25 protein-coding genes and 1 pseudogene are annotated in these 25,352 nt (G+C 61.4%); 8 read left to right on the forward strand and 18 right to left on the reverse strand.

Annotation, left to right across the window (positions count from 1 at the left end; genetic code table 11):
* Positions 1 to 47: 47 nt before the first annotated feature.
* The 3 genes and pseudogenes from IP85_RS20575 to IP85_RS22300 form a co-directional block, all read right to left on the reverse strand.
* Positions 48 to 1,277, reverse strand: a complete 1,230-nt coding sequence (locus IP85_RS20575; RefSeq protein ID WP_054151531.1) for a PQQ-dependent sugar dehydrogenase — start codon at positions 1,275 to 1,277, stop codon at positions 48 to 50.
* 164 nt (positions 1,278 to 1,441) lie between these two features.
* On the reverse strand, positions 1,442 to 2,647 hold the full coding sequence (gene opgC / locus IP85_RS20580) for an OpgC domain-containing protein (protein WP_054151532.1): 1,206 nt from the start codon (positions 2,645 to 2,647) through the stop codon (positions 1,442 to 1,444).
* A gap of 190 nt (positions 2,648 to 2,837) precedes the next feature.
* Positions 2,838 to 2,981: pseudogene (locus tag IP85_RS22300) on the reverse strand (calcium:proton antiporter); the annotation flags it as partial.
* An 87-nt stretch (positions 2,982 to 3,068) separates the two neighbouring features.
* Between IP85_RS22300 and IP85_RS20585 the strand changes: the two are divergent.
* Positions 3,069 to 3,338 carry a DUF2188 domain-containing protein gene (locus IP85_RS20585; RefSeq protein ID WP_054151533.1) on the forward strand — a complete coding sequence of 90 codons (270 nt, stop codon included), beginning with the start codon at positions 3,069 to 3,071 and terminating at the stop codon, positions 3,336 to 3,338.
* A gap of 48 nt (positions 3,339 to 3,386) precedes the next feature.
* Here IP85_RS20585 and IP85_RS20590 read toward each other — a convergent pair whose 3' ends face one another.
* Positions 3,387 to 4,325, reverse strand: a complete 939-nt coding sequence (locus IP85_RS20590) for a LysR family transcriptional regulator (protein ID WP_054151534.1) — start codon at positions 4,323 to 4,325, stop codon at positions 3,387 to 3,389.
* Positions 4,326 to 4,418: 93 nt separating this feature from the next.
* Here IP85_RS20590 and IP85_RS20595 point away from each other — a divergent pair, with 93 nt between their 5' ends.
* Positions 4,419 to 5,459, forward strand: a complete 1,041-nt coding sequence (locus tag IP85_RS20595) for an NAD(P)H-binding protein (RefSeq protein ID WP_156323028.1) — start codon at positions 4,419 to 4,421, stop codon at positions 5,457 to 5,459.
* On the forward strand, positions 5,456 to 5,830 hold the full coding sequence (locus IP85_RS20600) for a DUF6220 domain-containing protein (protein WP_054151536.1): 375 nt from the start codon (positions 5,456 to 5,458) through the stop codon (positions 5,828 to 5,830). Before IP85_RS20595 ends, IP85_RS20600 begins: the two co-directional genes overlap by 4 nt.
* Before the next feature lie 54 nt (positions 5,831 to 5,884).
* On the opposite strand, the gene IP85_RS20605 is transcribed toward IP85_RS20600, so the two are convergent.
* The 4 genes from IP85_RS20605 to trxB form a co-directional block, all read right to left on the reverse strand.
* Positions 5,885 to 6,985: an alkene reductase gene (locus tag IP85_RS20605; RefSeq protein ID WP_054151537.1), complete on the reverse strand. Its 1,101-nt coding sequence runs from the start codon at positions 6,983 to 6,985 to the stop codon at positions 5,885 to 5,887.
* 59 nt (positions 6,986 to 7,044) lie between these two features.
* Positions 7,045 to 7,338 (reverse strand): metalloregulator ArsR/SmtB family transcription factor, encoded by a 294-nt coding sequence (locus IP85_RS20610; protein WP_054151538.1) that lies wholly within the window; start codon positions 7,336 to 7,338, stop codon positions 7,045 to 7,047.
* A gap of 362 nt (positions 7,339 to 7,700) precedes the next feature.
* Positions 7,701 to 8,597, reverse strand: a complete 897-nt coding sequence (locus IP85_RS20615) for a LysR family transcriptional regulator VtlR (protein ID WP_054151539.1) — start codon at positions 8,595 to 8,597, stop codon at positions 7,701 to 7,703.
* Positions 8,598 to 8,617: 20 nt separating this feature from the next.
* Positions 8,618 to 9,595 (reverse strand): thioredoxin-disulfide reductase, encoded by a 978-nt coding sequence (gene trxB, locus IP85_RS20620; RefSeq protein ID WP_054151540.1) that lies wholly within the window; start codon positions 9,593 to 9,595, stop codon positions 8,618 to 8,620.
* Between the two features lie 238 nt (positions 9,596 to 9,833).
* Between trxB and IP85_RS20625 the strand changes: the two genes are divergently transcribed.
* The gene (locus tag IP85_RS20625; RefSeq protein ID WP_054151541.1) at positions 9,834 to 10,301 is read left to right on the forward strand and encodes an Lrp/AsnC family transcriptional regulator; all 468 of its coding nucleotides are present in this window, start codon (positions 9,834 to 9,836) and stop codon (positions 10,299 to 10,301) included.
* A gap of 9 nt (positions 10,302 to 10,310) precedes the next feature.
* Here the strand turns inward: IP85_RS20625 and IP85_RS20630 are convergent, their stop codons facing one another.
* Genes IP85_RS20630 through greA form a run of 3 tightly spaced genes read right to left on the reverse strand, consistent with a single transcriptional unit; the run spans position 10,311 to position 12,867 of the window.
* Positions 10,311 to 11,267, reverse strand: coding sequence for a glycosyltransferase (locus IP85_RS20630; protein ID WP_054151542.1), 957 nt, complete (start codon positions 11,265 to 11,267; stop codon positions 10,311 to 10,313).
* Positions 11,268 to 11,270: 3 nt separating this feature from the next.
* Complete coding sequence (locus IP85_RS20635; protein WP_054151543.1) at positions 11,271 to 12,368, reverse strand: glycosyltransferase family 4 protein; 1,098 nt, start codon at positions 12,366 to 12,368, stop codon at positions 11,271 to 11,273.
* A 22-nt stretch (positions 12,369 to 12,390) separates the two neighbouring features.
* On the reverse strand, positions 12,391 to 12,867 hold the full coding sequence (gene greA / locus IP85_RS20640; protein ID WP_054151746.1) for a transcription elongation factor GreA: 477 nt from the start codon (positions 12,865 to 12,867) through the stop codon (positions 12,391 to 12,393).
* Positions 12,868 to 13,134: 267 nt separating this feature from the next.
* Between greA and IP85_RS20645 the strand changes: the two genes are divergently transcribed.
* The 3 genes from IP85_RS20645 to IP85_RS20655 all read left to right on the forward strand — a co-directional run bounded on the left by IP85_RS20645 (position 13,135) and on the right by IP85_RS20655 (position 16,745).
* Positions 13,135 to 14,364, forward strand: a complete 1,230-nt coding sequence (locus IP85_RS20645) for a putative DNA modification/repair radical SAM protein (RefSeq protein WP_054151544.1) — start codon at positions 13,135 to 13,137, stop codon at positions 14,362 to 14,364.
* Positions 14,364 to 15,824 carry a UdgX family uracil-DNA binding protein gene (locus IP85_RS20650; protein ID WP_054151545.1) on the forward strand — a complete coding sequence of 487 codons (1,461 nt, stop codon included), beginning with the start codon at positions 14,364 to 14,366 and terminating at the stop codon, positions 15,822 to 15,824. Before IP85_RS20645 ends, IP85_RS20650 begins: the two co-directional genes overlap by 1 nt.
* A 354-nt stretch (positions 15,825 to 16,178) precedes the next feature.
* A complete protein-coding gene (locus IP85_RS20655) occupies positions 16,179 to 16,745 on the forward strand; it encodes a phosphoribosyl-AMP cyclohydrolase (protein ID WP_054151546.1) in 567 nt (188 codons plus the stop codon).
* A 58-nt stretch (positions 16,746 to 16,803) separates the two neighbouring features.
* Here the strand turns inward: IP85_RS20655 and IP85_RS20660 are convergent, their stop codons facing one another.
* The 3 genes from IP85_RS20660 to IP85_RS20670 form a co-directional block, all read right to left on the reverse strand.
* Positions 16,804 to 17,508 carry a response regulator transcription factor gene (locus tag IP85_RS20660; protein WP_054151547.1) on the reverse strand — a complete coding sequence of 235 codons (705 nt, stop codon included), beginning with the start codon at positions 17,506 to 17,508 and terminating at the stop codon, positions 16,804 to 16,806.
* Positions 17,505 to 19,139 carry a HAMP domain-containing sensor histidine kinase gene (locus IP85_RS20665; RefSeq protein WP_082347849.1) on the reverse strand — a complete coding sequence of 545 codons (1,635 nt, stop codon included), beginning with the start codon at positions 19,137 to 19,139 and terminating at the stop codon, positions 17,505 to 17,507. Before IP85_RS20665 ends, IP85_RS20660 begins: the two co-directional genes overlap by 4 nt.
* A gap of 387 nt (positions 19,140 to 19,526) precedes the next feature.
* Positions 19,527 to 19,955: an SRPBCC domain-containing protein gene (locus IP85_RS20670; protein WP_054151549.1), complete on the reverse strand. Its 429-nt coding sequence runs from the start codon at positions 19,953 to 19,955 to the stop codon at positions 19,527 to 19,529.
* A 113-nt stretch (positions 19,956 to 20,068) separates the two neighbouring features.
* Here IP85_RS20670 and IP85_RS20675 point away from each other — a divergent pair, with 113 nt between their 5' ends.
* Complete coding sequence (locus IP85_RS20675; protein WP_082347851.1) at positions 20,069 to 20,926, forward strand: DMT family transporter; 858 nt, start codon at positions 20,069 to 20,071, stop codon at positions 20,924 to 20,926.
* 21 nt (positions 20,927 to 20,947) lie between these two features.
* Here IP85_RS20675 and IP85_RS20680 read toward each other — a convergent pair whose 3' ends face one another.
* The 4 genes from IP85_RS20680 to carB all read right to left on the reverse strand — a co-directional run bounded on the left by IP85_RS20680 (position 20,948) and on the right by carB (position 25,199).
* Entirely contained in the window at positions 20,948 to 21,133 is a 186-nt protein-coding gene (locus IP85_RS20680) for a hypothetical protein (protein ID WP_054151550.1), read from the reverse strand.
* A 124-nt stretch (positions 21,134 to 21,257) separates the two neighbouring features.
* Positions 21,258 to 21,452, reverse strand: coding sequence for a DUF2283 domain-containing protein (locus IP85_RS20685; protein WP_054151551.1), 195 nt, complete (start codon positions 21,450 to 21,452; stop codon positions 21,258 to 21,260).
* Positions 21,449 to 21,706, reverse strand: coding sequence for a DUF4258 domain-containing protein (locus IP85_RS22075; protein WP_082347853.1), 258 nt, complete (start codon positions 21,704 to 21,706; stop codon positions 21,449 to 21,451). The genes IP85_RS20685 and IP85_RS22075 overlap by 4 nt, the downstream gene beginning before the upstream one ends.
* A 10-nt stretch (positions 21,707 to 21,716) precedes the next feature.
* Complete coding sequence (gene carB / locus IP85_RS20690) at positions 21,717 to 25,199, reverse strand: carbamoyl-phosphate synthase large subunit (protein ID WP_054151552.1); 3,483 nt, start codon at positions 25,197 to 25,199, stop codon at positions 21,717 to 21,719.
* Between the last annotated feature and the right edge of the window lie 153 nt (positions 25,200 to 25,352).

The raw sequence follows: 25,352 nt of genomic DNA on the forward strand, positions 1-25,352 counted from the left end.
TAAGAAAAGGGCCCGCGTTGCGGGCCCTTTTGCTTTGACAATAATGATCAACCCTTGGTCAGCTTGATGATCGTCGAGTTGCCGCCGCCCCGCTGTTCGGTGACGGCGTAGACTGCGCCATCGGGACCAACCTTCACGTCGCGGATACGCGCATCGAGATCAACGCGCTCCTCGAACTTCACGCGATCATTCTCCATGTGCAGGACGACCACACCCTGGCTTACAAGACCGCCGACGAGGAAAGCGCCCTTCCATTCGGGGATAGCGTCGGCATCGTAATAGGCCATGCCGGAGGGCGCGATGACGGGGTCCCAATAATAAACTGGCTGTTCGGTGTCGGCCATCTGGGTGATGCCGTCGCCCACTGCGGCGCCACTGTACTCGACGCCGTAGGTGACTTCCGGCCAGCCATAGTTTTTGCCCGCCTCCGGAAGGTTCAGCTCGTCGCCGCCCTTGGGGCCATGCTCTACCGTCCACAGTCGGCCCTCACCATCAATCGTGGCTGACTGGAGGTTGCGGTGACCAAGCGACCAGATTTCCGGCTGGGCGCCGTCCTCGCCGATGAAGGGGTTGCCTTCCAGGGCTTCACCCGTCTGGCTGATGCGGAAGATCTTGCCAAGGCCGCTCTGCAGGTTCTGGGCCTGAACGCGAGGCTCGGCATCGGAGCGCTCTCCGACCGTCACATAGAGCTCACCTTCCGGACCGAAGGCGAGACGGGAGCCGAAATGCTTGTTGCCGTCATAGCCCGGGGTCTGGCGAAAGATCACGGTGACGTCTTCCAAGGCGCCACCGCCCTGATCGTCCGCGACGAGACGTGCAGAGGCAACGGATGTGCCGTTTCCATCGTCATCGCGCGGTTCGGCGAAGGAGAAGAAAATCCTGCCCGAGCTTTCAAAGTCGGGCGCGAGAGCCACATCGAGTAGCCCGCCCTGGCCATCGGCGAGGACTTCCGGAACGTTTGCAATCTCGGGGCCGGCCGTGCCATCAGTGCCGATGATGTGCATGGCACCCTGCTTGGCGGTCACAAGCATGCGGCCATCGGGCAGGAATTCCATCGCCCAGAGATGCGGCAGGCCCTCGGCCACGACTTCGGTCTTGATGTTGGCGACATCCGGTGGCTGCGGGGCTCTCGTCTGACCGGAAAAGGCCGGTTCCTGGTTCGGTGCGTTCGGTGCCTGGGTCTCGACCGGCGTTCCGGCCTGTTGGGCAAGGGCGGGAAGGGAGACGAGGCTGACGCTCAGCATGGTTCCGGCAAGAATGTGGGGTATACGCTTCATCAATTCCTCCTGGTCGAATGATTGGACCCGTTCAACGCCGGAAGTGGTCCGAAAGCTCCGCCTCGGTAGAGCGTGCCAGATCAAGTTCTCTTTATCGGATGGTGAGGAGAGGTCTCATCCGCAACGAGAGAGCGGGCCTGGTGGCCCGCTCTGACGGTTTTTGCTCATGCCGGAGTTTTGATCCAGCTGCCGACATAGGGTGCATTGGCGAAGACTTTCTCGCGGTCCCGCCACAAGGCCGGCAAGGCGAGGATGGCGAGCGCGCCGATGGTGATGGCCGTTTTGGTCAAATGTGACAGTTCCGGTGTCCGGGCGTCGATGTAGTAGACCGCATAGACGATCAGCACGTGCCAGACATAGATCTGCAGCGAATGCCGGCCGAGCAGCTGAAGGAAGTTCAACGTGAACAGGCTCGTGAGCGTCGAAGCGATCTTGCGGATCACCGCATTGTCATGGCGCGGGCCGGCGATCAGGATCCAGGCGAGGCCATAGGCGACGGCTGCGAAGTTGATCAGATAGACCGGACCGAAATCGGCACGGACCTCCATCAGGCCGAATTTTTCGAGCACGAAGCCGGGCATGAAGCCGTGAGCGGTTGCTATCCGGAGTGGCAGGAAGAAGAGGGTGACCGCAAGTGCCGTCCAGGCAAGCGTCGTGAGCTTGGGGTCAAAGACCTTCTGCCACTCGATCTTCTTCATCGAGGTCAGCGTACCGGCGATGATGCCGGCGAAAAAGACGATCTGCCAGCCTAGCAGATTGAAGGACACGCGCAGGCCCTCCTCGTTCGGCGCGCCGGCGAGCCAGGCATCCAGCGGATAGGTGACGATGCGGTGCAGGCCAAGCTGAGCCGCCAGCCAGACCAGGAGCGAGCCGATGGCGACGCCGAGCCAATGGCCGCGCAGGCAAAGCCAGATCACGATCGGGGCGAAGACCATGTAGGCGATGTATTGCGGCAGGATGTCCATGAAGGTGGGCTGGACGAGGAATGTGGCGACCGGCGCGAGCGAGCTCGGATCGAGCAGGCTTGCGTCACCCAACCAGTTCTTCCAGGCTGCTATTGCACCCGGCAGGACTAGCTGCAGGGCGAGCACGATCAGGATGATCGCCATGGCATAGCGGTAGAGTTCCAGCGCCCGCGTCCAGATCTTGTCGCGGCCGACCGTATAGCCGTCCTTCATCATCTTGCGGCTGTAGACCATGCCGGTCAGCAGGCCCGACAGGAAGACGAAGCCTTGGGCATCTTCGACGAAGGCGAGGTTGCGGTGGTTGATTTCGACGAGCCAGAGGCCCCCGGTGAATACCAAATGGTTGATCAGCATGAAGACGAGGAAGTACCCCCGCATGCCATCGATCACGTCCAATCTCTTCACGTTCGACTCCCGAGTTGGCCGCCTGGTCACCCGCGGCGGCGATCATCGTCCGCACCATGTTGACAATGCGGCGGGAGGCCCAGTCGGGGCCGATCCTCGCGGAGGGAACGGCGGTTTTTGACAAAAGTTCCGAGCCTGATTGCTCACGGAGCCGTGGTCGGATGCCGCAGTCAGAGCTGATCATGCGTGTTCAGAGCCCGAGGAAGGCGAGCATGATGAAGGTGGCGAAGAGGACCAAATTGGTCATGCCTTCGATTGCATTCGTCTCGCCATCGTTGAGATTGATCACGGCTGCGACCAGGGGCATGGCGACCTTGGTGGTCTGGACCGGCGTCGTCGTCCTTCCCCGTCCGATCGCTCGTCCGTTTGCGCCGGGGCCGTTTTGATGGAATACTCCTTCTCAGCCTAGGAGGAGAAGGCCATGGTGAAGATCATCTACGAGATCGTTCCTCATGATGGCGGTTGGGCCTATCGGCTCGGTGGCGCCTATTCGGAAGCGTTCCCGACCCATGACCAGGCCCTTGAAGCCGCACGCATCGTCATGCTGGAGCAGCAGGTCGGCGACGAGCCGGTGACCATCAGTTATCAGGATGAGACAGGACGCTGGCGCGAGGAATACAGCGATGGCGGCGATCGTCCGGAAGTCGAGATCGTCGATACATTTGTCGACGAACAGAGACCTCCTGCCTGATGGTCCGTATAAGAACGTGATTCTTTTCAGCCGTTTAAGGTCGTTCATTCACGTCGTGATTCCACTTGTCTTGGTGGCGGCCGGAGCGTCGCGAGACAGCCTCTTCCAGTCGTTGAGGCCGGAAACCAAAGCATCGAAGGTGGCGCGATAGCGCGGCACGGCCTTCAGATTTTCGTGCATCACAACGAAGGTTTCGAGCGATATATCGAGTGTTCCTGGCAGGACTTCCACGAGGTCTGGTTCGCGGGCTGCGATGGCGTGCTGGCACATGCCGATGCCGAGCCCGGCACGGATGGCGGCGAGCTGGACCAGGTTGCTGTCGGCGCGGAAGTCGAAGCCGATGCCAGCCAGATCCTGCCGCTCCTTGAGTATGTCCCTGATATAGGCGAGCTGCCTGTCGAAGCCGATCAGGCGGTGTCTTGCAAAATCGCTCAAGGCGGTCGGCAAGCCGTGGCGGTCCAGATAGCGTCGGTGGGCGTGAAAGCCGAGCGATAGCTTGCCGATCCGCTGGCTGAGCAAGGCGGCCTGTCTGGGCTGGACCATGCGAATGGCAATGTCTGCCTCCTGCTGAAGCAGATCCTCAACCGCATCGGAGGCCGAAAGCTCGATTTCCAGCCCCGGATGCTTCTCCTGTAGCTGGGCGAGGATGGGGGGCAGAGTTTCGACTGCTATCACCTCGCTGGCGCTAATGCGCACGGTGCCGCGTACCGCCTCCATGTCGCCTGACGCAATGCGAGCGAGAGCCGACGACATGGCGGCCATGCCAAGCGCATGTCCCTGCATGGCGCGCGCCTTTTCCGTGGGCAGCAGACCCTGTGGGCTGCGCAGGAAAAGCGGCGCGCCAAAGGCCTGTTCCAAAGCCTCGATATGTCGGCCGGTCGTGGGCTGGGTCAAACCCAGTCTGCGAGCGGCGGCCGACAGCGACCCGGTCTCGAGGACGGCGAGAAAGGTTCGGTAGTGATCCCAGCTGATCTGATCGATGGTCATTCATATTTGTATATCGACTGAACATTCTTTGGCAATTCTGCATATCGTAAGTCGCTGTCACACTCAGTCCAGTTTCAAGCACAGGAGATGAGCATGACAGAGATAAGGACAATGACATCGCTGGAGCGACCGCTTGCACTGGTGCTCGGGGCAACGGGCGGCATCGGGGGAGCGTTGGCGACAGCTCTTCTGCAGCGCGGCTACCGCGTTCGTGCCATGCACCGCGCACCGGAGCGCCAAACATCTGCTCGTCCGGCTTACGAGTGGGTGAGGGGTGACGCAATGCGGGCCGAGGATGTCTTGCGGGCGGCGGAAGGCGCAAGCATCATCGTGCACGGCGTCAATCCACCGGGCTATCGGAATTGGGGCGAGCTTGTCCTGCCGATGATCGACAACACGATTGCCGCTGCCCGCGCCGTCGGGGCGCGAATCTTGATGCCGGGGACGATCTATAATTTCGGCCGCGATACCTTTCCGCTCGTGGCCGAAGACAGTCGGCAGGAACCGGAAACGGTGAAGGGCCGCATCCGGGTGGAGCTCGAGCGGCGGCTGGAACAGGCGGCGGCGGAGGGCGTGCCCGTGCTGATCGTTCGCGCCGGGGACTTCTTCGGGCCTGATGCCGGCAACAACTGGTTCGCGCAGGGCCTCGTGCAGCCCGGCAAACCCGTGCGCTTCGTCGTCAATCCCGGGCGCAAGGGTGTGGGGCATGCCTGGGCCTATCTGCCTGACGTCGCTGAGACCTTCATGCGACTGCTCGATCGTGCGGACGCATTGCCGAGTTTCGCCCGCTTTCACATGGACGGATTCTACGATCAGGATGGCATGCAGATGGTCGCGGCAATCGGCCGAGCCGTGGGGCGGGAGCGCACGCCCACCATCGGGTTTCCCTGGCGTCTGGCGGGACTTGCCCGGCCTTTCATGCCCCTGATGCGGGAACTGTACGAGATGCGCTATCTCTGGCGCGAAACAATCAGGCTCGACAATTCTCGTCTCGTCGAATTCCTTGGGGAAGAGCCCCATACGCCGATCGATGGCGCGGTCAAGGCGACATTGCGGAGCCTCGGCTGCCTGGTCGATTCCGATAACCTGACCATGCGCAATCCGATGCTGCGTGTCGCCGGAGGCGAACAATGAGTGCGGCGGTCACGAGCATGCCGTTTCCGGTGCTTGTCTTCAGAGGACTGGCGATCATGGTGCTCGGCGGTGTCGCCGGGCAGTTCTTCCTCGCCGGAATGACGGTCTTCGGTGCCGGGGGAGGATGGGACTTGCATGCGGCAACGGGAGGTGCGCTTGGACTGCCGGTGCTCGCGCTCTTTCTGTTGTCGCTGGCGCCAGCGCTGCGCGGGTATCGCCGAAGTGGCGCCCTGTTGTTTGCCGTTTATTTGCTGCAGGTCGCGCTGGCTGGGGTCGGTGACGCGTTGCCGATGCTGGGAGCGCTGCATCCGGTCAATGGGTTGTTGATGGGGCTGATCGCCGTCAGGATGGTTGGCCGTTTGGCGCCCTGACAATGCCAGACGCCGACAGAAGGGCACCCGGCAGATCCGGGTGCCCTCGTCATGTCAGGCAAGCGCCGGATAGGTCGTGTAGCCTTCCGCGCCGCCGCCGTAGAGCGTGGCCTGATCCAGCGGGTTGAGGGCCGCATCTTCCTTCAGGCGGCGGACGAGATCCGGATTGGCGATGAAGGGGCGGCCGAAGGCGACGAGGTCGGCATAGCCGCTCTCGACGGCGTCGATCGCAGACGCGCGGTCATAGCCATTGTTGGCGATCCAGGCACCCTTGCCGCCAGCATTGCGATAGGCGGCCTTGAGGGCCTTCCAGTCGAAAGGCAGGACGTCGCGCGGACCGCCGGTCGCGCCTTCGATGACGTGCACGAAGGCGAGGTCGAACTTGGCCAGCGCCTCGACGAGTGCCGTGTAGACGGCCTTCGGATCGGGGTCGGAGACATCGTTCGCCGGGGTGGTCGGGGAAATGCGGATGCCGGTCTTCTCTGCGCCGATTTCCTTGGTCACGGCTTCGACGACTTCCAGCGTCAGGCGGATGCGGTTTTCGATTGAGCCGCCGTATTGATCCGTGCGCTGGTTGCTGTTCGAACGCATGAACTGCTCAAGCAGGTAGCCGTTGGCAGCGTGGATCTCCACCCCATCGAAGCCGCCTTCAATGGCAGCGCGTGCCGCCCTGCGGTAGTCTTCGATGATGCCGGCCAGTTCTGCCGTTTCCAGAGCACGCGGCTCGGAGGTCTCGACGAATGCGCCGGAACCATCGGGATTGAGGATGTAGGTCTTGGACTGCGCCGCGATGGCGGAGGGCGCGACCGGGGCGCCGCCCTCTGGCTGCAGGCTCGTATGCGAGATGCGGCCGACATGCCAGAGCTGGGTGACGATCTTGCCGCCTGCTGCATGCACGGCGTCGGTGACCTTCTTCCAACCGTCGATGGCTTCGGACTTGTAGAGACCGGGAACGTCGGCATAGCCCTGCGCCTGGTGGGTGATCGCCGTGCCTTCGCTGATGATCAAGCCCGCAGTCGCACGCTGGCGGTAGTACTCGACGTTGAGATCGTTCGGAAACGCGCCCGGTGACCGGTTGCGGGTCAGCGGCGCCATGGCGATGCGGTTCGAAACGGGGATGGTGCCGACGGACGTCGGTTCAAAAAGCTTGGACATGAAACCTCTCGGGAGTTTCCAATGATGGGAAGGTTCATTGGGGATCCCGATGTGGGGCCTCAGAGTGTTCCATTCAAGGTCTTGACGAACTCCGCGATGGCATCTTCGTTGCGGCGATATAGAACCCGCTGGCCGACACGCTTGGAACTGATGAGGCCCGCGCGCTGAAGGGTCGCGAGATGGGCGGAAACCGCGGATTGTGACAGGCCGGATCGCTCGAACTGACCGGCGCTAATGCCGTCGGTTGCGTCTTCTTTGGGCACCCCGAAGTACTCTTTGGGATCCTTGAGCCAAATCAGCATTTCCATGCGCGCCGGGTGAGCCAGCGCCTTCATCACGTCCTCTAGGAACATGTCGCCTCCAAATCGTCTGCATTTTCAGTCTGCTGCGGAGAGATCTCTGCCGTCGGGGCCGAGAGGCCCGGCGTCAGTTCCGCCAGACGCTGTAACGGCCCGAAGGATCTATTGTTCCAACAAAATAACAAAAAAAGAGGGCCACCGGAATAACCAGGGCCCTTTGAATTGTGAAGGTCAAAAACCTCCAGAGGGGAACAGCTGCTGCGGTGGAACTGGGAGGAAAAAGCCACCATGTGCATCAGCTGTGTGCGATATGGTGGTTTTTTGTGCAGTGAACAATGCATTTTTATGCATGTCAGGCATGCATGATGCGCAAGTCTGTGTGCGCAACCTACTAAAAGGGCAGCCGTCAGGCTGCCTTAGAAGTTCCAGTTGCGGGCCTTGGCGACGATGAAGTCCCTGAATGCCTTCAGCTTTGCGGCGTTCTTGATCTCGTCGGGATAGCAGAAATAGGTGTCGAAGGAAGGCACGTCGGCACTGGTGACTAGCTGCAGCAGACCCGGGTCGCGGCCGACGATGTAATCCGGCAGCATGGCGATGCCGATACCAAGCAGGCAGGCACGCTTGATCGAGGTCAGACTGTTGATCTGCAGATGCGGCATGCGCGGATTGTCGGAGGAGCGGCCGGCGACTTCCAGCCAGTTGACGTCCAACAGGTAATTCGGTGCCGGTTCGCCGAAGGTGATAATCCGGTGGTTGTCGAGATCCTCGATGGACTGCGGTTCGCCGTAGCGGTTGATGTAGGACGGTGCCGCATAGACGTGCATATGCACCGTGAACAGCTTGCGCTGGATGAGGTCCGATTGCTGCGGCTGACGAAGCCGGATGGCGCAGTCGGCATGGCGCATGTTGACGTCCAGTTCCTCGTTGTCGAGGAGCAGCTGGATCGACATGTCGGGGTAGAGCTGCAGAAATTCCTGCACCTTGTCGGTCAGCCAGCCCTGGCCGAGGCCGACGGTGGTCGTGACCCGCAGCTTGCCGGACGGCTTTTCGGTCGTCTCGGTCAACTGCATCTTGACGGTCTGCAGCTTCAGGAGAACGTCATGGGCGGTGCGATAGAGCAGTTCGCCCTGTTCGGTCAGGATCAGACCGCGGGCGTGGCGGTGGAAGAGCTTGACGCCGATGTCCTGCTCCAGCGACGAGACCTGGCGGCTGATCGCCGACTGGGACAGATGCAGCTTGTCGGCGGCATGGGTGAAGGACCCGGCTTCCGCAGCCGCATGAAAAATGCGCAGTTTGTCCCAGTCCAGCGGCATGCCGCCCCCTCTCATGGCGGTTATTCCGCCGCTTGTTGTGTCTCGAGGGGCAAGGCCGAGAGGAAGCGTTCGGCTTCAAGAGCCGCCATGCATCCCATGCCGGCCGCAGTAATGGCCTGGCGATAGACATCGTCGGTGACGTCGCCGGCGGCGAAGATGCCTGCCACGTCGGTTGCGGTCGAATCCGGAGCGGTCCAGAGATAGCCGTTGGACTTGATCTTCAGCTTGCCCTTGAAGAGTTCCACGGCGGGCGCATGGCCGATCGCGACGAAGACACCGTCAATCGGCATGTCGGTTACGGCGCCGGTCAGGGCATCCTTCAGCTTCACGCCCGAGACGGAGGGCGGCATCGGCGGCTTGGCCGGGGCGCCGGTGACTTCCTCGACGGTCGTGTTCCAGAGAACGCGGATGTTCTCCTTGGCGAAGAGGCGCTCCTGCAGGATCTTCTCGGAGCGGAAACTGTCGCGGCGATGGACGACGGTGACCGACTTGCAGATATGCGAGAGATAGAGCGCTTCTTCGACGGCGGAGTTACCGCCACCAACGACGATCACATCCTTGTTGCGATAGAAGAACCCGTCGCAGGTGGCGCAGGCGGAGACGCCGAAGCCCTGGAAGTGCTGTTCGCTTTCGATGCCGAGCCACTTGGCCTTGGCGCCGGTGCAGATGATCAGCGTATCGGCCGTCCAGACCTGGCCGCTGTCGGTCTTCACCGTGAAGGGGCGATGGCTTGTGTCGACCTCAGTGACGAGATCGCTGACGATTTCGGTGCCGACATGGATGGCCTGGTTGAGCATCTGCTCCATCAGCCAGGGACCCTGGATCGGATCGGCAAAGCCCGGATAGTTCTCCACATCCGTGGTGATCATCAACTGGCCGCCCTGTTCCATGCCGGCGATCAGGACCGGCTTCAGCATGGCGCGGGCAGCATAGATGGCGGCGGTGTAGCCGGCAGGGCCGGAGCCGATGATCAGCACCTTGGTGTGGCGGGCAGTCATGTCGCTTCCTTTCAATGCGCGGTCTTCGTCTTCGATCGGGGGTATCAAGCGCAGGCAAGCCCGACCGTTGCGCAACTGTCGCCCATTTAGGATCGAAGCGACAAGCAATTCAAGGGATGGCCCGGCATTAGCAACAGAGCTTTGCGCGTCGGCGCAATAATTGTGCGTGAACGCGGAGGATTCTTGCCAATTACGTCTGAAGGAGTAGATATCGCACACATCTTCAAAAGGATCGACCGTGCTCAAGGTAGAACTCGACGCCATCGACCTGCGCATTCTGAAAGAATTGCAGCGGGACGGGCGCATGACCAATGTGGAACTCTCCGAACGTGTCGGCATTTCGGCGCCGCCCTGCCTGCGCCGGGTACGCAAGCTCGAGGAGGCCGGCGTGATCGAAAGCTATCACGCCATTCTGAATGCCAGCCGGCTGGGCTATGATCTCGTTGCCTTCTGCATGGTGGGATTGAAGCACCAGTCGGAAGCCAATCTGAAGGCCTTTGCGGCGGCGACCGACAGCTGGCCGATCGTCCGTCAGGCCTGGATGGTCAACGGTGACAGCGATTTCCTGCTGCATTGCGTGGCGGAAAATCTGACCCGTTTCCAGGACTTCGTCATCGAAGTGCTGACGGCCAACGAACATGTCGACACAGTCAGGACGATGTTGACGATCCGGCAGGTGAAGAAGGTCGGTCTGGTGGAGATCTGAGCAGCCCGCTCAGAAAGGTTTCAGCGCTTCTGCCAATCTCGTGCGGAAGCCTGTGTCGATCTCGACGAAACGTTGGCGCGCAGCACTGCCCAGCGCCTGTTTTTCTGCGACGTCCATTGTCAGCAGGTTCTCGATGATCTTTTCCATCGCCTCGAGATCAACGAGATAATTGGTGCCCAGATGTCTGGGCTCCGTGCGTCCATAGGGAATGAGAATACCGCAATCGGCGGTCACGTGCTCGTTCATCGGCGGGCCGTCGGTGGTGACGGTGACTGCCCCGACGGAGAGCGCTTCGACCAAATGATGGCCCCAGCCTTCGGAGCGAGACGGGCACAGGTGGATCCCGCAACTGTTTTGCCATTGCCTGAGTTCGGCATCGGTGATGTAGCCGCTGACCACACGGATATTGGGGATCCCGGCGGCCTTCGGATGCGGATCGCGCTGGACCAGAACCAGTTCCGGCCATTCCGGATGACGGGACCACAATTCGATCACGTCTTCCGTGCCCTTCAGCGTGCTGCCGCCGGCCAGATGAAAGAAGCTGTTCCAGTTTCTGGCAACGCTCTCGTCGAGCCGGTCTTCCGAGGTGAAGCCGACATAGGCAGTGGGAGCGCCGAGGCTGCGGAAAATCTCTTCGGCATGTCGGCTCTTGGCCAGAACCAGGTCAATGCCCTTCAGGCGGCCAATGTGGCGGCGCGGAAAGCGCTCCTGGTTCGGGCAGAGCAAGTTGAACCTGCCGGCGCTGAACCAGTGCGGAAAGGCGCGTTCGATATGGATGATGGTTTTGGCCTGCTTGCGGCCGAGGATCCGGTCGAAAAACTTTCTTGCCCGAATGCCTTTTGTTGCCACACCCTCGGAGCGGCCAATGGAGGCCAGTGCTTCGATCAGCAGCGACGTGTCGCGTGTCAGCCCGAAACTGTTGTCCTTGTTGACAATGAGGATGTCGAGCAGATCGCGGTCGGCCATCGGTCAAACTGTTCCGGATGTTGCGGGCTTGGGGCGGGCACTTGCCTGGGGCAGGGTAGTCCCGAGCAGGCTTGCATAAACGTCGGCCAGCTGATCCGCTTCGCGTTCCAGCCCGAAAGCCGCCTCGACATGTTCGCGCCCGCGTCGACCGGCCAGTATCGCCTTTTGTGGTTCGAGAAAGGTCGAGATTGCGTCGCGCAGGCGATCAAAGTCGCCGGCCGGCACGACGGAGCCGGTCTCGCCTTCGATGATCATCTCGGCATAGGCGCCGGCGTCACTTGCAACCACGGCGGTGCCTGAAGCCATGGCTTCGAGCGGAGTCAGGCCGAAGCCTTCGTTGCGCGAGGGAGCGACGTAGAGCGTCAGGCGGCGATACCAGGGCTTGATGTCATCGACTTCGCCGAGGAAACGGATGCGGTCTGTCAGGCCTGCAGCGGCGATGTCGGCCTTCAGCTTGTCTGCAAAGGCCGTGTGTTCCGCGGTGATCCGGCCAGATATCACGGCCGTCCATTCCGGATTGCCCGGAAGGAGCTCGATCATGGCCCGTACGAAAAGATCCGTGCCCTTCTGATGGCGCACCCGCCCGAAACAGCCGACCAGATGCCGGCCCTTCAGATCTTCGGGAAGGCTCCTGTCGAGCTCGTCCGACGGATGGAACAGCTGAAGGTCCACGCCGTGGCGAATGACGCGATGCGGGACCTTGAGAAAAGAACCGGACTTTCCATTCGTCGCAACCACGCCGTCCATCTTCGAGATGAGCCAGCGGGTGTAGCGGCTGTGATGCCTTTGGGCCGCAGACGTGAAGAGCAGCTTCAGCGGCATGCGGAAGATGTTGCGGAGGATCAGGCCCACCAGCATCTCGTTGTTGCGACGGGCATGCCAGACGCGGGCAGGGGTAGCGTTCGGCCGCTTCCAGAGGCCGGGTAGCTCGGCCCAGCGCATTTTCGGCAGGTGACCGGGCAGGCCGGGACCAAGCGTCAGGATGCCTAGACCCTGGCGCCTTTGTTCCGGCACGAGCTGGATCACGGTCGATGTCACGCCGGAGAGGCGCCGCTTGAAATGCGGCGCAATCACCGTGATGTCGTCGAGGGATTGCGCCACAGAGGAGCCCTTCCGGCCTAGATCAACCCCACTTGACCGCGAGGATCTCGTAGGCCTTGGAGCCGCCGGGGGCGACGACTTCGATGCTGTCGCCAGCTTCCTTGCCGATCAGCGCGCGGGCGATCGGCGAGGAGATCGAGATGCGGCCGGCCTTCACGTCGGCTTCCTGGTCGCCGACGATCTGGTAGGTCTTCTCTTCTTCGGTGTCTTCGTCCATCAGCTTGACTGTCGCGCCAAACTTGATCTTCGAGCCAGACATCTTCGAGAGGTCAATGACCTCTGCGCGGGCGATCAGGTCTTCCAGTTCGCCGACGCGGCCCTCATTGTGGCTCTGTGCTTCCTTGGCGGCGTGATATTCCGCATTTTCGGAAAGGTCGCCATGAGCGCGCGCCTCGGCAATTGCCTCGATGATGCGCGGACGCTCTTCCTGCTGACGCCAGCGCAGCTCTTCGCTGAGCTTTTCGAAACCGTTCTGCGTCATCGGTACTTTGTCTACCATTTCCTCTTCCTTCGTCTTCATGGCCGCGAGCGCGGGCACAAAAGAAAACAGGTTCCGAAGCAAAGCTGCGGAACCAGTCACAAATCACGTTACGGCAGACTATAGCAGAATGCTTTGCGCAATTTCCAGAGTTTTCGTCGGGCGCCTCCGAAAGCCGACCTGACGGCGAGAAAAATCAGCGAAATCAACGATCATGGTGCCCGGTGGACGCAATGTCGCAAGGCGGAAACTTGACCATTGTCATGGGAACGTATAGAGAACATTCCCATGAAGAAGTCGCTCAAAGAACGTCTCGCCATTCTCTCCGACGCTGCGAAATACGATGCCTCCTGCGCGTCCAGCGGGACGACCAAACGCGACTCGTCCGCCTCTGGCGGTCTCGGCTCGACAGAGGGGTCGGGCATCTGCCATGCCTACGCGCCTGACGGCCGCTGTATCTCGCTTCTGAAGATCCTGCTCACCAATTTCTGCATCTATGACTGTGCCTATTGCATCAATCGCTCTTCGAGCAATGTCGAACGGGCGCGGTTCACGCCGGACGAGGTCGTCTGGCTGACGATCGAATTCTACCGTCGCAATTACATCGAGGGCCTGTTTCTCTCCTCCGGGATCATCAAGTCCTCGGATGATACGATGGCCGAAATGGTGAAGATCGCCAGGGACCTGCGCACCAAGCACGAGTTTCGCGGCTATATCCATCTGAAGACCATCCCCGAGGCATCCGCGCATCTGGTCGAGGAGGCGGGGCTTTATGCCGATCGCCTGTCGATCAATATCGAGCTGCCGACCGATCACGGGCTGGAGCGCTATGCGCCGGAGAAGCGTCCGGTCAACATCCGCCGCTCGATGGCGGATCTGAGGCTGAAGATCGACGAGGCGCGCGAGCCGACGCTCACCGGACGGCGCAAGAAATTCGTGCCCGGCGGCCAGAGTACCCAGATGATCGTCGGGGCTGACGGCGCCAATGATGCGACGATCCTCGGCTCCAGCGCGCGGCTCTACAGCAGTTACGGGTTGAAGCGTGTCTACTACTCCGCCTTCAGCCCGATCCCCGACAGCTCGAAAAACCTGCCGCTGATCAAGCCGCCCTTGATGCGCGAGCATCGGCTCTATCAGGCGGACTGGCTTTATCGTTTCTATGGTTTCTCGGTCGAGGAAATTTCGTCGATCGGGCAGGGTGGCATGCTCGATCTTGAGCTGGATCCCAAGCTTGCCTGGGCGCTGGCGAACCGCGATCGTTTTCCGGTTGATGTCAACAAGGCGGATCGGGAGACGCTACTGCGTGTCCCGGGTTTCGGGACGAAGACTGTGAACGGCTTGCTCTCGGCCCGCCGTCATCGGCGCGTGCGGCTCGAGGACCTGACGCGTCTCGGTGTGTCGCTCAAGAAGGTACGGTCCTTCATCGTCGCCGAGGGATGGTCGCCGAATCGCAGCCTCGATCGGACCGATTTGCGAGCGGTGTTTGCGCCGCCGGCCGAGCAGCTGTCGCTATTCTGATGCGAACCGTCACGCTCGAAGGGCGAGGGGCGTTCGACGAGTGGCGCGATGCTGCACGTTCGCTCCTGGCTGATCGGGTGACACCCGGTCAGGTTCGCTGGCAGCTTTCGGGCGAGGGGGGCGATCTCTTCGGCGCGATGCCGCCAGAGACCGGGCCTGTCGATGTGCCTTCCGGGATCGTCGTGCCGAAGGGCTTCATGGAGGCGGCGGAGGCGGTGATCTGCCATACGGATCCGGCTCGATTTTCACTTCTCTATCGCATTCTCTGGCGGCTGCAGGCGGAACGCAGCCTTCTGCAGGTTAGCTCCGATCCTGACGTCTCGGACCTCGTCCGCTTGATCAAGAACATCAGGCGCGACAGCCACAAGATGAAGGCCTTCGTGCGGTTCCGCGAAGTCGAGGGCTTGCAGGCGGGACGGCGGCGTTTCGTTGCCTGGTTCGAGCCGGAGCATTTCATAGTGTCGCGCACTGCCGGCTTCTTCCAGCGGCGCTTCACCGACATGGACTGGCTGATCGCGACGCCGAAGGGCTCGGCCGCGTGGAACGGGCAGGAGCTCAAGACGTCGCGCGAGCCGGCCGCCCGGCCGGAAGCGGAGGATGAGACCGACGAGCTCTGGCGGACCTATTTCGCCAATATCTTCAATCCGGCGCGGTTGAAGATCAAGGCAATGCAGTCGGAAATGCCGAAGAAATACTGGAAGAACATGCCGGAGGCCTCGCTCATTCCGGACCTGATTGCGGGTGCGGAGCGGCGGGTCGCCGAGATGGCAGAGCGGCAGGCGAGCCAGCCGCCGGCCTTTCACGAGCGGCTGCAGGCGCAGTGGCGTGAACGAGAAGACGAGGAGGCGTCGGTCAATCTGCCGCCGCTCGAACGGCTGCGGGAGGAAGCGGCTGGCTGCACGCGTTGCCCGCTGCATTGCCATGCGACACAGACGGTGTTCGGCGAGGGGCTCGCCGATGCCGACATCATGTTTGTCGGTGAGCAGCCGGGGGATACCGAGGATCTGGCGGGAAAGCCGTTCATCGGTCCGGCTGGCCAGGTCTTCGATGAGGCCGTGGCGGCGGCAGGGATCGACCGTACTCAAGTCTACGTCACCAATGCCGTCAAGCATTTCAAATACGAGCGGCGCGGCAAGCGGCGGATCCATATGCGTCCGGAAGCCGGTGAGGTGGCGCATTGCCGCTGGTGGGTCTCAAAGGAGATCGAGATCATCCGGCCGCGCATCGTCGTGGCGCTCGGTGCGACCGCCTTTCTGTCTCTGACGGGCGAAAGCCGTCCGATCGCCGAGGTGCGGGGTATGCCGATCCCGATGCAGGACAACCGAATGCTGCTTGTCACGACGCATCCAGCGGCGATCCTCAGGATGCCCGACGAGGATCTGAAAGCGCGCAGCCTAGAAGCCTTTCGGTCGGATCTTCAAGGCGTGCGGCGGCTTTTCGACACGCTGCCAGCCCTTTGACGAGGTGCTTCTGTGGCCGTCGATGCGGCTTTCTTCGACTGCAGTTCGCACATACACATCGGTCGCAATGGCGGCGGCAGGAGGAGCGTCGCCGTCGCCAGTGCGTAACAGAGAGCGAACCCGCCGGCAAAGCTGTCGCGCGCCATGCCGATCCAAGGGGCGGCTTCTTTTCCCGTCTTGCGGCGAACTCTCAGCGCTGATCGACCGGGCTCCCGCGACTGCCGGAGTGGCCGCCGCTCGCAATCTCTCCCTTTAATCTTCCGTTCATGTTCGGCTCATGCAGCTTTCAGCTTCGCGACCCATCTTCATGCCAACGCACTGGGATGGTCCCAGCGTCGCCAATGAGGTTAAGAAATGTTCAGATTTGCCGTTTCGACATTTGCTGCTGTGATGATTGCCTTCTCCGCCCAGGCGGAGATGCCGGTCAAGGCAACGATCATCGACAGCACCATCACCCAGGCCCAGGTCGAGGCCGCCCAGGTTGCCTGGGGCGACGCGCTCGTGAAGATCGCCACGGATTACAAGGACGGCGGCATCGACAAGGCCAAGGCAACGGCCAAGGCGGTGATTGACGGAGCCTATGGCTATAACCTCGGCCCGGTGCTGTTCAAGCCGACGCTGACCGTCGAGCCGCAGACCTTCCGGCCGACGGCCGAAGGGGCGCTCGCCTATTTCGTCGGCCATGACCCGAACTACCCTGCCGATACCGGCTTTGCGCTGAAGGGCTGGACCTCGGTCAAGATCGAGAATTCGGCAATCTTCATCAGCGGCAAGACTGCGCAGACCATTGGCAAGGTCCATATCTCCGATGCCGAAGGCAAGGTCACCACGGTCGACAAGACCTGGGGCTATCAGCTTGACGATGCCGGCAATCTGCGGATCGTCCTGCATCACTCCTCGCTGCCCTATACCGTCAACTAACACTTCCGATCAGCAAACCTCAGCCTGTCTGGTTGTGTTGCGCGCCCCTGAGCACTCCTCAGGGGCGCGTCGCCGTCAGGCGATAGCCTAGGCCCCGGATGGCAGTGATTTTCACATCGGGGTCCAGACTGGCAAGCTTACGCCGAAGCCGGCTGACATAGACATCGACGACATTGGTCAGCGGATCACGATCGGCCGCCCAGACCCGCGCCAGAATGCGTTCTCGGCTGACCGTTGCCCCGGCCTGTGCGGCCAGCAGTTCGATCATTGCCATTTCCAATCCACTAAGCAGGACCTCGCCAGTTGCGCTGCGCAGACCCGGCAGTTGCCGATCCAGGGTAATCTGACCAATCTGCAAAAGCTTGGGCGCAGTGGTGGCCTTTGTCCGACGCATCAGCGCTTCAATTCGGGCCAGCAATTCATCGAAATCAAAGGGTTTGGCCAGATAGTCATCGGCCCCGCGTCGCAAGCCATCAGCGCGCTCCTGGCTTTCTCCCATGGCGCTCAACATCAGCACCGGGACCTGGTGGTTGCGCTGGCGTAGCATCTGGCAGAGGCTCAATCCATCGAGTTCCGGCAACATGACATCAAGAATGACAACACCTGCCAGGTTCTCCGTCGCGCAGGTGCGGGCAAAAGTCTCGGCGGCGGCCAGGCCCTCGCGGCCGTTTCGGATCCAGGTGACGGTATAGCCTTCGGCCTGCAGGCCGCGCTGCAGAAAATCGGCAACCCGGACATCGTCCTCAATCAGCAGAATGTTCATTGAGGCTCCTCATCCGTCAATGGCGGCGACAGCGGCAGTGTCAGGCGTGCAAGCGTGCCGGTACCCTGTGGCGATTCCAAGATCATCAGGCTGCCGCCCTGGGCCTCGGTTAACTGCCATGCGATGGCCAGACCAAGTCCGAGACCATCGGGTCTGTGCGTGCGAGCCTTGCTTGAACGCCAGCCGCGATCAAAAACATGGGGCAGGTCTTCGGCGCTGATGCCGATGCCCTGGTCGATGATGTCGATCTCAATACGCTCAGCCGCGGCTTTCGTGACGCTTACCTGGACCTCGCCACCGGGATGCGAATAGCGGATGGCATTGTCGATGAGGCAGACCAGAACCTGGCGGAGCCGGTTGGGATCAGCCTCGACCACATCCTTTGGCAGAGGGTCCGGCCCTTTGAGCTGAACGGCCCGTTCGGCCGCCATGGCGCCGGCAGCCTCCAGGGCCGCATGAAGCACCTCACCAAGTACCAGCTCTGAACTCTCGATCACCGGCCGGGCCTTCGGATCGCGCACAAGCACCAACAGATCCTCGATCAGGTGGCCCATCTGGCGCGAGACCGTGACGATCCGTTCCAAGGCGGAACGATAGGCGCTGCTGTCAGGATTTTTCTGTCTAAGGGCCACTTGGGCTTCACCGCGGATCACGGTGACCGGGGTGCGCAGTTCATGGCCGATATCGGCAAGCAATTGGGCACGTGCCCCTTCCGATGCCGCAAGTTCATCCACTGTGCGGCTGAGTTCGGCGGTGCGGGTGGCTACCTGCTGTTCAAGCACAATCCGGTCTTCGGTGGCGCAGTTGCGAGACTGTTCAACCTCACCCGCCATGCTGTTCAGCTGGTCGCCGAGATGGCGGAATTCGAGATCGCGAAAGCGTTGAAAACGATAGGAGAAATTGCCCTTTTGATAGGCGCTCAAACCCTGTTCCAGCTGTTCCAGCGGTTGACGGAAGCGGCTGACCAGAAAGGTGGCGAGGACAAAGGTGGCAAACAGTCCAAATCCGCCGGCGAACAGAAAGAGCTGGCGTGCGGTGGCCAACCCGGCATTGGCCCGCGTCCGTTCCGCCTCCAGCGCCATTTCCTCGGCGACAAGCGCCTTTTTCAGGGCCTGGGCCGGCGAAATCCCCTGTACCTGGCCGAACTGGATATCGACCTCGGCCATACGCGAGACCGTGGGCGAGGGGGATGTCAGCAGGGACGCTGTCTCCAGCTTGAGGCTGGCGACGACCTCCTTCAGAAAGGCAAGAAGCTTTGTTCTTTCTTCATGCTCCACGAGGTTCTTGTGGCGAGCGCGATCCATGTCACGCGCCAGGCTGGCCTTCTCCGCCACCCGCGCTATCAGGCCATCCATGCGCTCAAGGATTGCGCTGCGCTGGGCGGGGTCTCCGGGTTCATTCAGCAATCTGCGGAAGCTCCAGTTGCGAAGTGCCGCCTTTTCCAGATCGAAACTGAGGAGTGCTGAATAAATGTCGTGGGCAATTCGCCCGCGCTCTACGCGGTACTGGGATTCGTTCAGCACATACCAGCCGGCGAAAGCAAGGATGACGGTTGGGATGGCCAGACCCAGAAAGGCCAGCCGCAGCTGGGTCACATAACGCAGGGATAGGTCAAGTCGTGTGCGTTTCATCGTGCGCCGCTGTCATGGTTTGAGACGAGGTCATTCTTCTCTAGCCGGGCCGCGCGCCGCCGGCATCCTTTTTTCTGCTGGTGAGAGCGGTCGGAAGGTGGCTTTGAGTACCGCACGGCAGTGGGAAATATCGCCGCAAGAAGCCACCGCTCAGCAAGCACCTTGCGCCGACCGAAGCGGCCGCCCAACGGGTGTCGAGAAAGCCGGCGACCATCAAGCTGGAGATGTCGTCGATCCGTAAAGGCTAGGTGGCCGAAGGATCGAGGTCGGGTCACGATCGCTGGCATGCCGAGAAACAGGACCAAGAGGTCCATTGATAGATCAAGGAAGGCAATCGACAGGATTAGGAGGCCGATCAAATGTTGACGGGTTGCGAACATGGCCTCTTTAGAGGCCGAGGTCAGCCTCTAGTCGGTCGAAGTTCTGCTGGTTGGCGGCTGCGATAAAGCGCTCGATTTCGCGGTTTTCCGGCGTGTCGTCAAACTGCATAAGCCAGGTCATGCGTGTTCCCTCGGCCTCAGTGGCGAACGTCACTTCGAGCGTGAAGACATGCATCGGCTCATGGTGGAGCGCCAGGATCCGTGACGGCGGTTCTATCGCCTCAAAGGTCCAGTGATTGGCAAAGCCGGTGCCGTCGGAATTGGTCATGGTGACCAGCCAGTCACCGCCGGGCGAAAAGTCGAAATGGGTGATTTCGTTGGTGAAGCCGTGCGGTCCCCACCAGCGGGCAAGGGTTGCCGGATCGGAAAAGGCGGCGAAGAGGGTGTCGGACGGAACGTCGAAGATACGTTCGGTGACAATGTGCAGCTTTTCCATCAAAAACCTCCAGACGATCACAGCTTGCCAATGTGGGGGGCTTCGCGTTTAACACGTGGCAGACCCGGCCGGATAGTCTCGCGACACGGCAGGGTTCAGGAGGGGTATTTCAGTTGCATTCGACATTCGTACTGACCGCCATCGCCATGCTGGCCTTCGCCGCCAATTCGCTCCTGGCGCGAGAAGCACTGGGGACAGTGTCGATCGAGGCCGCAGGCTATACCGCTGTCCGGATCGTTTCCGGCGCGCTTGTCCTTTACGGCCTGATGCGACGCGGGCCGCTTCAGTCCGCATCGGTTGACAGACGCCTGCCGGGGGACTGGTGGGCGGCTGCGGCTCTTTTCGTTTATGCCATCGCATTCTCCGCGGCCTATCTTTCGCTTGGTGCTGCGACCGGGGCGCTGATCCTCTTTTCTTCCGTCCAGGCGAGCATGCTGGCCTTCGGACTTTTCAAGGGCGATCGGCCAAGCCTGCGGGAGGTGATCGGCTTTGCGATTGCTTTCGGCGCCTTCGTCTACCTTATCCTGCCCGGCGTGGGACGACCGGATCTCGTTGGCTGCCTGTTGATGATCGCCTCGGGCATGGCCTGGGCTGTCTATACGCTGCGCGGTCGAGGCTCACGCGATCCGATCGGCGAGACCGCCGGCAATTTTGTACGAGCTTCCGTGTTCTGCCTGCCGCTGGCGGGTTTTGCGCTGCTTTACGAGACGGCGACGCTCGCGGGCATCCTTCTTGCACTCGGCTCTGGCATCGTTGCCTCTGGCCTAGGCTATTCCATCTGGTACAGGGCGTTGCGCGGGCTCACCACCTTCCAGGCGGCGCTCATTCAGCTGTCCGTCCCGGTGATTGCGGCGCTCGGTGCCATCCTTTTCCTCAACGAGAGGCTGACGCTGCATTTTGTCGTGGCGGCAGCTTTCGTCATTGGCGGCATCGCCTTCGCCATCCTCGCCAAGCAGAAGCGGCAAGCCTGAACGCGTCGAGATTCGGCTTGGTCAGTTGAAGAATGCGAGCAATCCCGAAATGACCGTTGCCCCACCGATGGGCGCGATGAACAGCAGGATGATGTTCAACCCGACGATCCAGGCCAGCGCCTTCTGCTGGCGCGGTGTCAGTGGCTGCGGCCCCCGGCTCGGTGGTGGCTCTGGCGGCGGCGTATAATTCTTGAGATCGAGAAACATGACGGGAAGCCTGCCTCCGGTGCCGGACCACTATCATCAACCGGATAATAGATAGGCAGCAGTCACGCTTTTCCAGCGTTGACTTCGTCCTTAAAGCAAAGATTATCCTGATATCTTCAAGGGCTCAAGCAGCATCTTCGAGTGCAGCGGCCGGCAGATTGGCGCGTGCATTGAGCACTTCGAGACCGACGATCCGACCATCGCGGTCGTAGTCAAGCATGATGCCTTCGGAGACCTCTTCGCTCTCCAGGACGGGCTCCGTGGAAAAACGAATATAGGCAGCGTCGGCAGCTGCATCATATTCCAGTCTGGGCTTCATCTCGGCATCCGTGCGTTGCGATCGAGAAACGCCGTTATGATACGGATTTCTGTTTCGCTTTCCAAGCGGATTACCCGCAAGATGCGGTCTTCGCGTTCAGGAATACGGCCAAATCGTCGTTCCGTCGGTAGGCCTGATGGATCGCTTTCAGACCAATCTGGATTGCGAACCGTTCGCTCTATCCAGTCGAATTCGAGCTGCCGCTCCAATATCACCGTTTTTGCGTGCGCGGTGACGTGGAGCGGCTTGCTCATTTGGTGCGCCTCAGAAGTAGCTCTGAAGCGGGCGAACCTCGAGCTGGCCGCTCTTCAGCGCCCGGATGGCTTCGGCGGCCGCCAGGGCTCCTGCCATGGTCGTGTAGTAGGGCACCTTCTGCATCAGGGCGGCGCGGCGAAGCGACTTCGAGTCCGAGATCGCCTTGTTGCCGTCGGTCGTGTTGATGACCAGCTGGACCTGACGGTTGCGGATGGCGTCCTCGATATGTGGACGTCCCTCAAGCACCTTGTTGATCTTGATCGCGTCGATGCCGTTTTCGGCGAGGAAGCGCTGGGTGCCGCCCGTTGCCATGACCTTGAAGCCTATCTGGGTGAGGATCTGGATCGCGGGCAGGACGCGGGCCTTGTCCTCGTCGCGGACCGAGACGAAGACCGTGCCATCTCGCGGCAGTTCGACGGATGCTCCGAGCTGGCTCTTGGCGAAGGCGAGCGCAAAGTCCGTGTCGAGGCCGATGACTTCGCCGGTCGAGCGCATTTCCGGTCCAAGCAGCGTGTCGACGCCGGGGAAACGCGCGAACGGGAAGACGGCTTCCTTGACTGCGATGTGCTTCAGGTTGCGCGGATCGGGCTTTTCGCCATAAGCGGCGATCGCGTCGTCGAGCTTTTCGCCGGTCATGATGCGGGCGGCGATCTTCGCGATCGGGGCGCCGATGGTCTTGGCTACGAAGGGCACCGTGCGCGAGGCGCGCGGGTTCACTTCGAGAACGTAGATCACGTCGTCCTTGATGGCGTACTGGACATTCATCAGGCCGCCGACATTGAGCGCCTTGGCCATGGCGGCCGTCTGGCGTTCCAGCTCGTCGAGCGTTGCCTTGGAGAGCGAACGCGAGGGCAGCGAGCAGGCGCTATCGCCCGAATGGATGCCGGCTTCCTCGATATGCTCCATGATGCCGGAGACGAAGACATTCTCGCCGTCGCAGAGTGCGTCGACGTCGACTTCGATGGCGTTGGTCAGGTAGCTGTCGAAAAGCAGCGGGTTCTTGCCAAGCAGGGTGTTGATCTGGCCGGTCTTGTCGTTCGGGTAGCGCTGCTTGATATCCTCAGGCACGAGACCCGGGACAGTGTCGAGCAGGTAGGACTGCAGCATCGATTCCGAATGGATGATCTGCATGGCGCGGCCGCCGAGCACGTAAGAAGGGCGCACGACCAGCGGGAAGCCGATCTCGGAGGCGACGAGGCGTGCCTGCTCGACCGAGTAGGCGATGCCATTGTTCGGCTGGTTGAGGTCGAGCTTCATCAGCAACTTCTGGAAGCGGTCGCGGTCTTCGGCGAGGTCGATCATGTCGGGCGCGGTGCCGAGGATCGGGATACCATTCTTTTCCAGCGCTTCGGCAAGCTTCAGCGGGGTCTGGCCACCGAACTGGACGATGACGCCAACGACTTCACCCTTTTCCTGCTCTGCGCGCAGGATCTCGATCACGTCTTCGGCCGTCAGCGGCTCGAAATAGAGGCGATCGGAGGTGTCGTAGTCGGTCGACACGGTTTCCGGGTTGCAGTTGATCATGATCGCTTCGAACCCTGCATCCTTCAGGGCGAAAGCGGCATGGCAGCAGCAATAGTCGAACTCGATGCCCTGGCCGATACGGTTCGGGCCGCCGCCGAGGATGACGACCTTCTTGCGGTCAGAGACCTGGGCTTCCGAGCGCAGTTCGCCGACGAAAGGCGTCTCGTAGGTCGAATACATGTAAGCCGTCGGCGAGGCGAATTCGGCAGCGCAGGTGTCGATGCGCTTGAAGACCGGGCGGACGTTCAGCCCGTTGCGGAGTTCTGCGACTTCCTTCGGGCGCTTGCCCGACAGCGAGGCGAGGCGGGCGTCGGAGAAGCCCATGGCCTTCAGGGTGCGCAGGTTTTCGGCATCCTGCGGCAGGCCATGCTCGCGAACACGAGCTTCCATGTCGGTGATCGCCTTGAACTGGGCGATGAACCACGGATCGATCTTGCAGCCTTCGTGGACTTCTTCCGGCGACATGCCGAGGCGAAGGGCCTGGGCAACCATGCGCAGACGGTCAGGCGTCGGCGTGCCGATGGCGGCACGGATGGCGTTCTTGTCGTCGCCCTGACCAAGGCCCGGGATCTCGATCTCGTCGAGGCCGGTGAGACCCGTTTCGAGACCGCGCAGCGCCTTCTGCAGCGATTCGGCGAAGGTGCGGCCGATCGCCATGACTTCGCCGACCGACTTCATCGCGGTGGTCAGTGTCGGTTCGGCACCGGGGAATTTTTCGAATGCAAAACGCGGGATCTTGGTGACGACGTAGTCGATCGACGGCTCGAAGGAGGCCGGTGTCGCGCCGCCGGTGATGTCGTTTTCGAGTTCGTCCAGCGTGTAGCCTACGGCGAGCTTGGCAGCGATCTTGGCAATCGGGAAGCCGGTGGCCTTCGAAGCAAGCGCCGACGAGCGCGAGACGCGCGGGTTCATTTCGATGACGACGAGGCGGCCATCGGCCGGGTTGACGGCGAACTGCACGTTCGAGCCGCCCGTCTCAACGCCGATCTCGCGCAGAACCGCGATCGAGGCGTTGCGCATGATCTGGTATTCCTTGTCCGTCAGCGTCAGCGCCGGTGCGACCGTGATGCTATCGCCGGTGTGCACGCCCATCGGATCGATGTTCTCGATCGAGCAGACGATGATGCAGTTGTCCGCCTTGTCGCGGACGACCTCCATTTCATACTCCTTCCAGCCGAGGACCGATTCTTCGATCAGCACTTCGGTGGTGGGAGAGGCGTCGAGGCCGGAATTGATGATCTCGTAGAATTCCGAGCGGTTATAGGCGATGCCGCCGCCGGTGCCGCCCATGGTGAAGGATGGGCGGATGATGGCGGGCAGGCCAACATGGTCGAGGGCCTGGGCGGCAATCGCCATGGCATGACCCATATAGCGCTGCTTGCGGTCGGTCTCGCCAAGGTTCCACTGGTTCTCGAGCTCGTCGAGGGCCTTGTCGAGTTCGGCGCCCGACAGCTTTGCCTTCAGCTCGTTGCGGGCGGCTTCATGCGTCTTGCGGTCGGCATCCTTGATCTCGGTCGCGTTGGCGAGCATCGACTTCGGCGTTTCGAGCCCGATGCGGGTCATGGCTTCGCGGAAGAGGGCGCGGTCTTCTGCCATGTCGATGGCAGCGGGCTTGGCGCCGATCATCTCGACATTGTACCGGTCGAGAACGCCCATGCGCTTCAAGGAGAGCGCGGTGTTCAGCGCCGTCTGGCCGCCCATGGTCGGGAGCAGCGCATCGGGGCGCTCCTTGGCGATGATCTTGGCGACGACTTCAGGCGTGATCGGCTCGACGTAAGTGGCGTCGGCAAGACCCGGATCGGTCATGATGGTCGCCGGGTTGGAATTCACCAGGATGACCCGGTATCCTTCTTCCTTCAGCGCCTTGACGGCCTGGGTACCGGAATAGTCGAACTCACATGCCTGGCCGATGACGATCGGCCCCGCGCCGATGATGAGGATGGACTTGATGTCTTGGCGCTTGGGCATGGCTCTATCCGTTCTTTGACCTGCGCGAAAAACCGGCCTGGGTGAGGGAGGTCACCGGCCGGGCGCAGAGAGATGGTCTTTTCAGGCTAGAAGCGGCTTATAGGGAAATGTTGGCCGGGAAGGAACCCCGAAATTGACGATTCCGACAGGAAA

It is taken from the genome of Rhizobium sp. AAP116, assembly GCF_001295785.1.
Taxonomy (GTDB): Bacteria; Pseudomonadota; Alphaproteobacteria; order Rhizobiales; family Rhizobiaceae; genus Allorhizobium.

What these genes read in the sequence shown, in the direction of transcription:
- greA (WP_054151746.1), bottom strand. Translation starts at nt 12,867, where the DNA reads ATGGTAGACAAAGTACCGATGACGCAGAACGGTTTCGAAAAGCTCAGC.
- IP85_RS20665 (WP_082347849.1), bottom strand. Translation starts at nt 19,139, where the DNA reads ATGAAACGCACACGACTTGACCTATCCCTGCGTTATGTGACCCAGCTG.
- IP85_RS20600 (WP_054151536.1), top strand. Translation starts at nt 5,456, where the DNA reads ATGAGTGCGGCGGTCACGAGCATGCCGTTTCCGGTGCTTGTCTTCAGA.
- IP85_RS20575 (WP_054151531.1), bottom strand. Translation starts at nt 1,277, where the DNA reads ATGAAGCGTATACCCCACATTCTTGCCGGAACCATGCTGAGCGTCAGC.
- IP85_RS20645 (WP_054151544.1), top strand. Translation starts at nt 13,135, where the DNA reads ATGAAGAAGTCGCTCAAAGAACGTCTCGCCATTCTCTCCGACGCTGCG.
- IP85_RS20660 (WP_054151547.1), bottom strand. Translation starts at nt 17,508, where the DNA reads ATGAACATTCTGCTGATTGAGGACGATGTCCGGGTTGCCGATTTTCTG.
- IP85_RS20610 (WP_054151538.1), bottom strand. Translation starts at nt 7,338, where the DNA reads ATGTTCCTAGAGGACGTGATGAAGGCGCTGGCTCACCCGGCGCGCATG.
- IP85_RS20630 (WP_054151542.1), bottom strand. Translation starts at nt 11,267, where the DNA reads ATGGCCGACCGCGATCTGCTCGACATCCTCATTGTCAACAAGGACAAC.
- IP85_RS20590 (WP_054151534.1), bottom strand. Translation starts at nt 4,325, where the DNA reads ATGACCATCGATCAGATCAGCTGGGATCACTACCGAACCTTTCTCGCC.
- trxB (WP_054151540.1), bottom strand. Translation starts at nt 9,595, where the DNA reads ATGACTGCCCGCCACACCAAGGTGCTGATCATCGGCTCCGGCCCTGCC.
- IP85_RS20685 (WP_054151551.1), bottom strand. Translation starts at nt 21,452, where the DNA reads ATGAAGCCCAGACTGGAATATGATGCAGCTGCCGACGCTGCCTATATT.
- IP85_RS20615 (WP_054151539.1), bottom strand. Translation starts at nt 8,597, where the DNA reads ATGCCGCTGGACTGGGACAAACTGCGCATTTTTCATGCGGCTGCGGAA.
- carB (WP_054151552.1), bottom strand. Translation starts at nt 25,199, where the DNA reads ATGCCCAAGCGCCAAGACATCAAGTCCATCCTCATCATCGGCGCGGGG.
- IP85_RS20650 (WP_054151545.1), top strand. Translation starts at nt 14,364, where the DNA reads ATGCGAACCGTCACGCTCGAAGGGCGAGGGGCGTTCGACGAGTGGCGC.
- IP85_RS20605 (WP_054151537.1), bottom strand. Translation starts at nt 6,985, where the DNA reads ATGTCCAAGCTTTTTGAACCGACGTCCGTCGGCACCATCCCCGTTTCG.
- IP85_RS22075 (WP_082347853.1), bottom strand. Translation starts at nt 21,706, where the DNA reads ATGAGCAAGCCGCTCCACGTCACCGCGCACGCAAAAACGGTGATATTG.
- IP85_RS20655 (WP_054151546.1), top strand. Translation starts at nt 16,179, where the DNA reads ATGTTCAGATTTGCCGTTTCGACATTTGCTGCTGTGATGATTGCCTTC.
- IP85_RS20595 (WP_156323028.1), top strand. Translation starts at nt 4,419, where the DNA reads ATGACAGAGATAAGGACAATGACATCGCTGGAGCGACCGCTTGCACTG.
- IP85_RS20680 (WP_054151550.1), bottom strand. Translation starts at nt 21,133, where the DNA reads ATGTTTCTCGATCTCAAGAATTATACGCCGCCGCCAGAGCCACCACCG.
- IP85_RS20670 (WP_054151549.1), bottom strand. Translation starts at nt 19,955, where the DNA reads ATGGAAAAGCTGCACATTGTCACCGAACGTATCTTCGACGTTCCGTCC.
- IP85_RS20585 (WP_054151533.1), top strand. Translation starts at nt 3,069, where the DNA reads ATGGTGAAGATCATCTACGAGATCGTTCCTCATGATGGCGGTTGGGCC.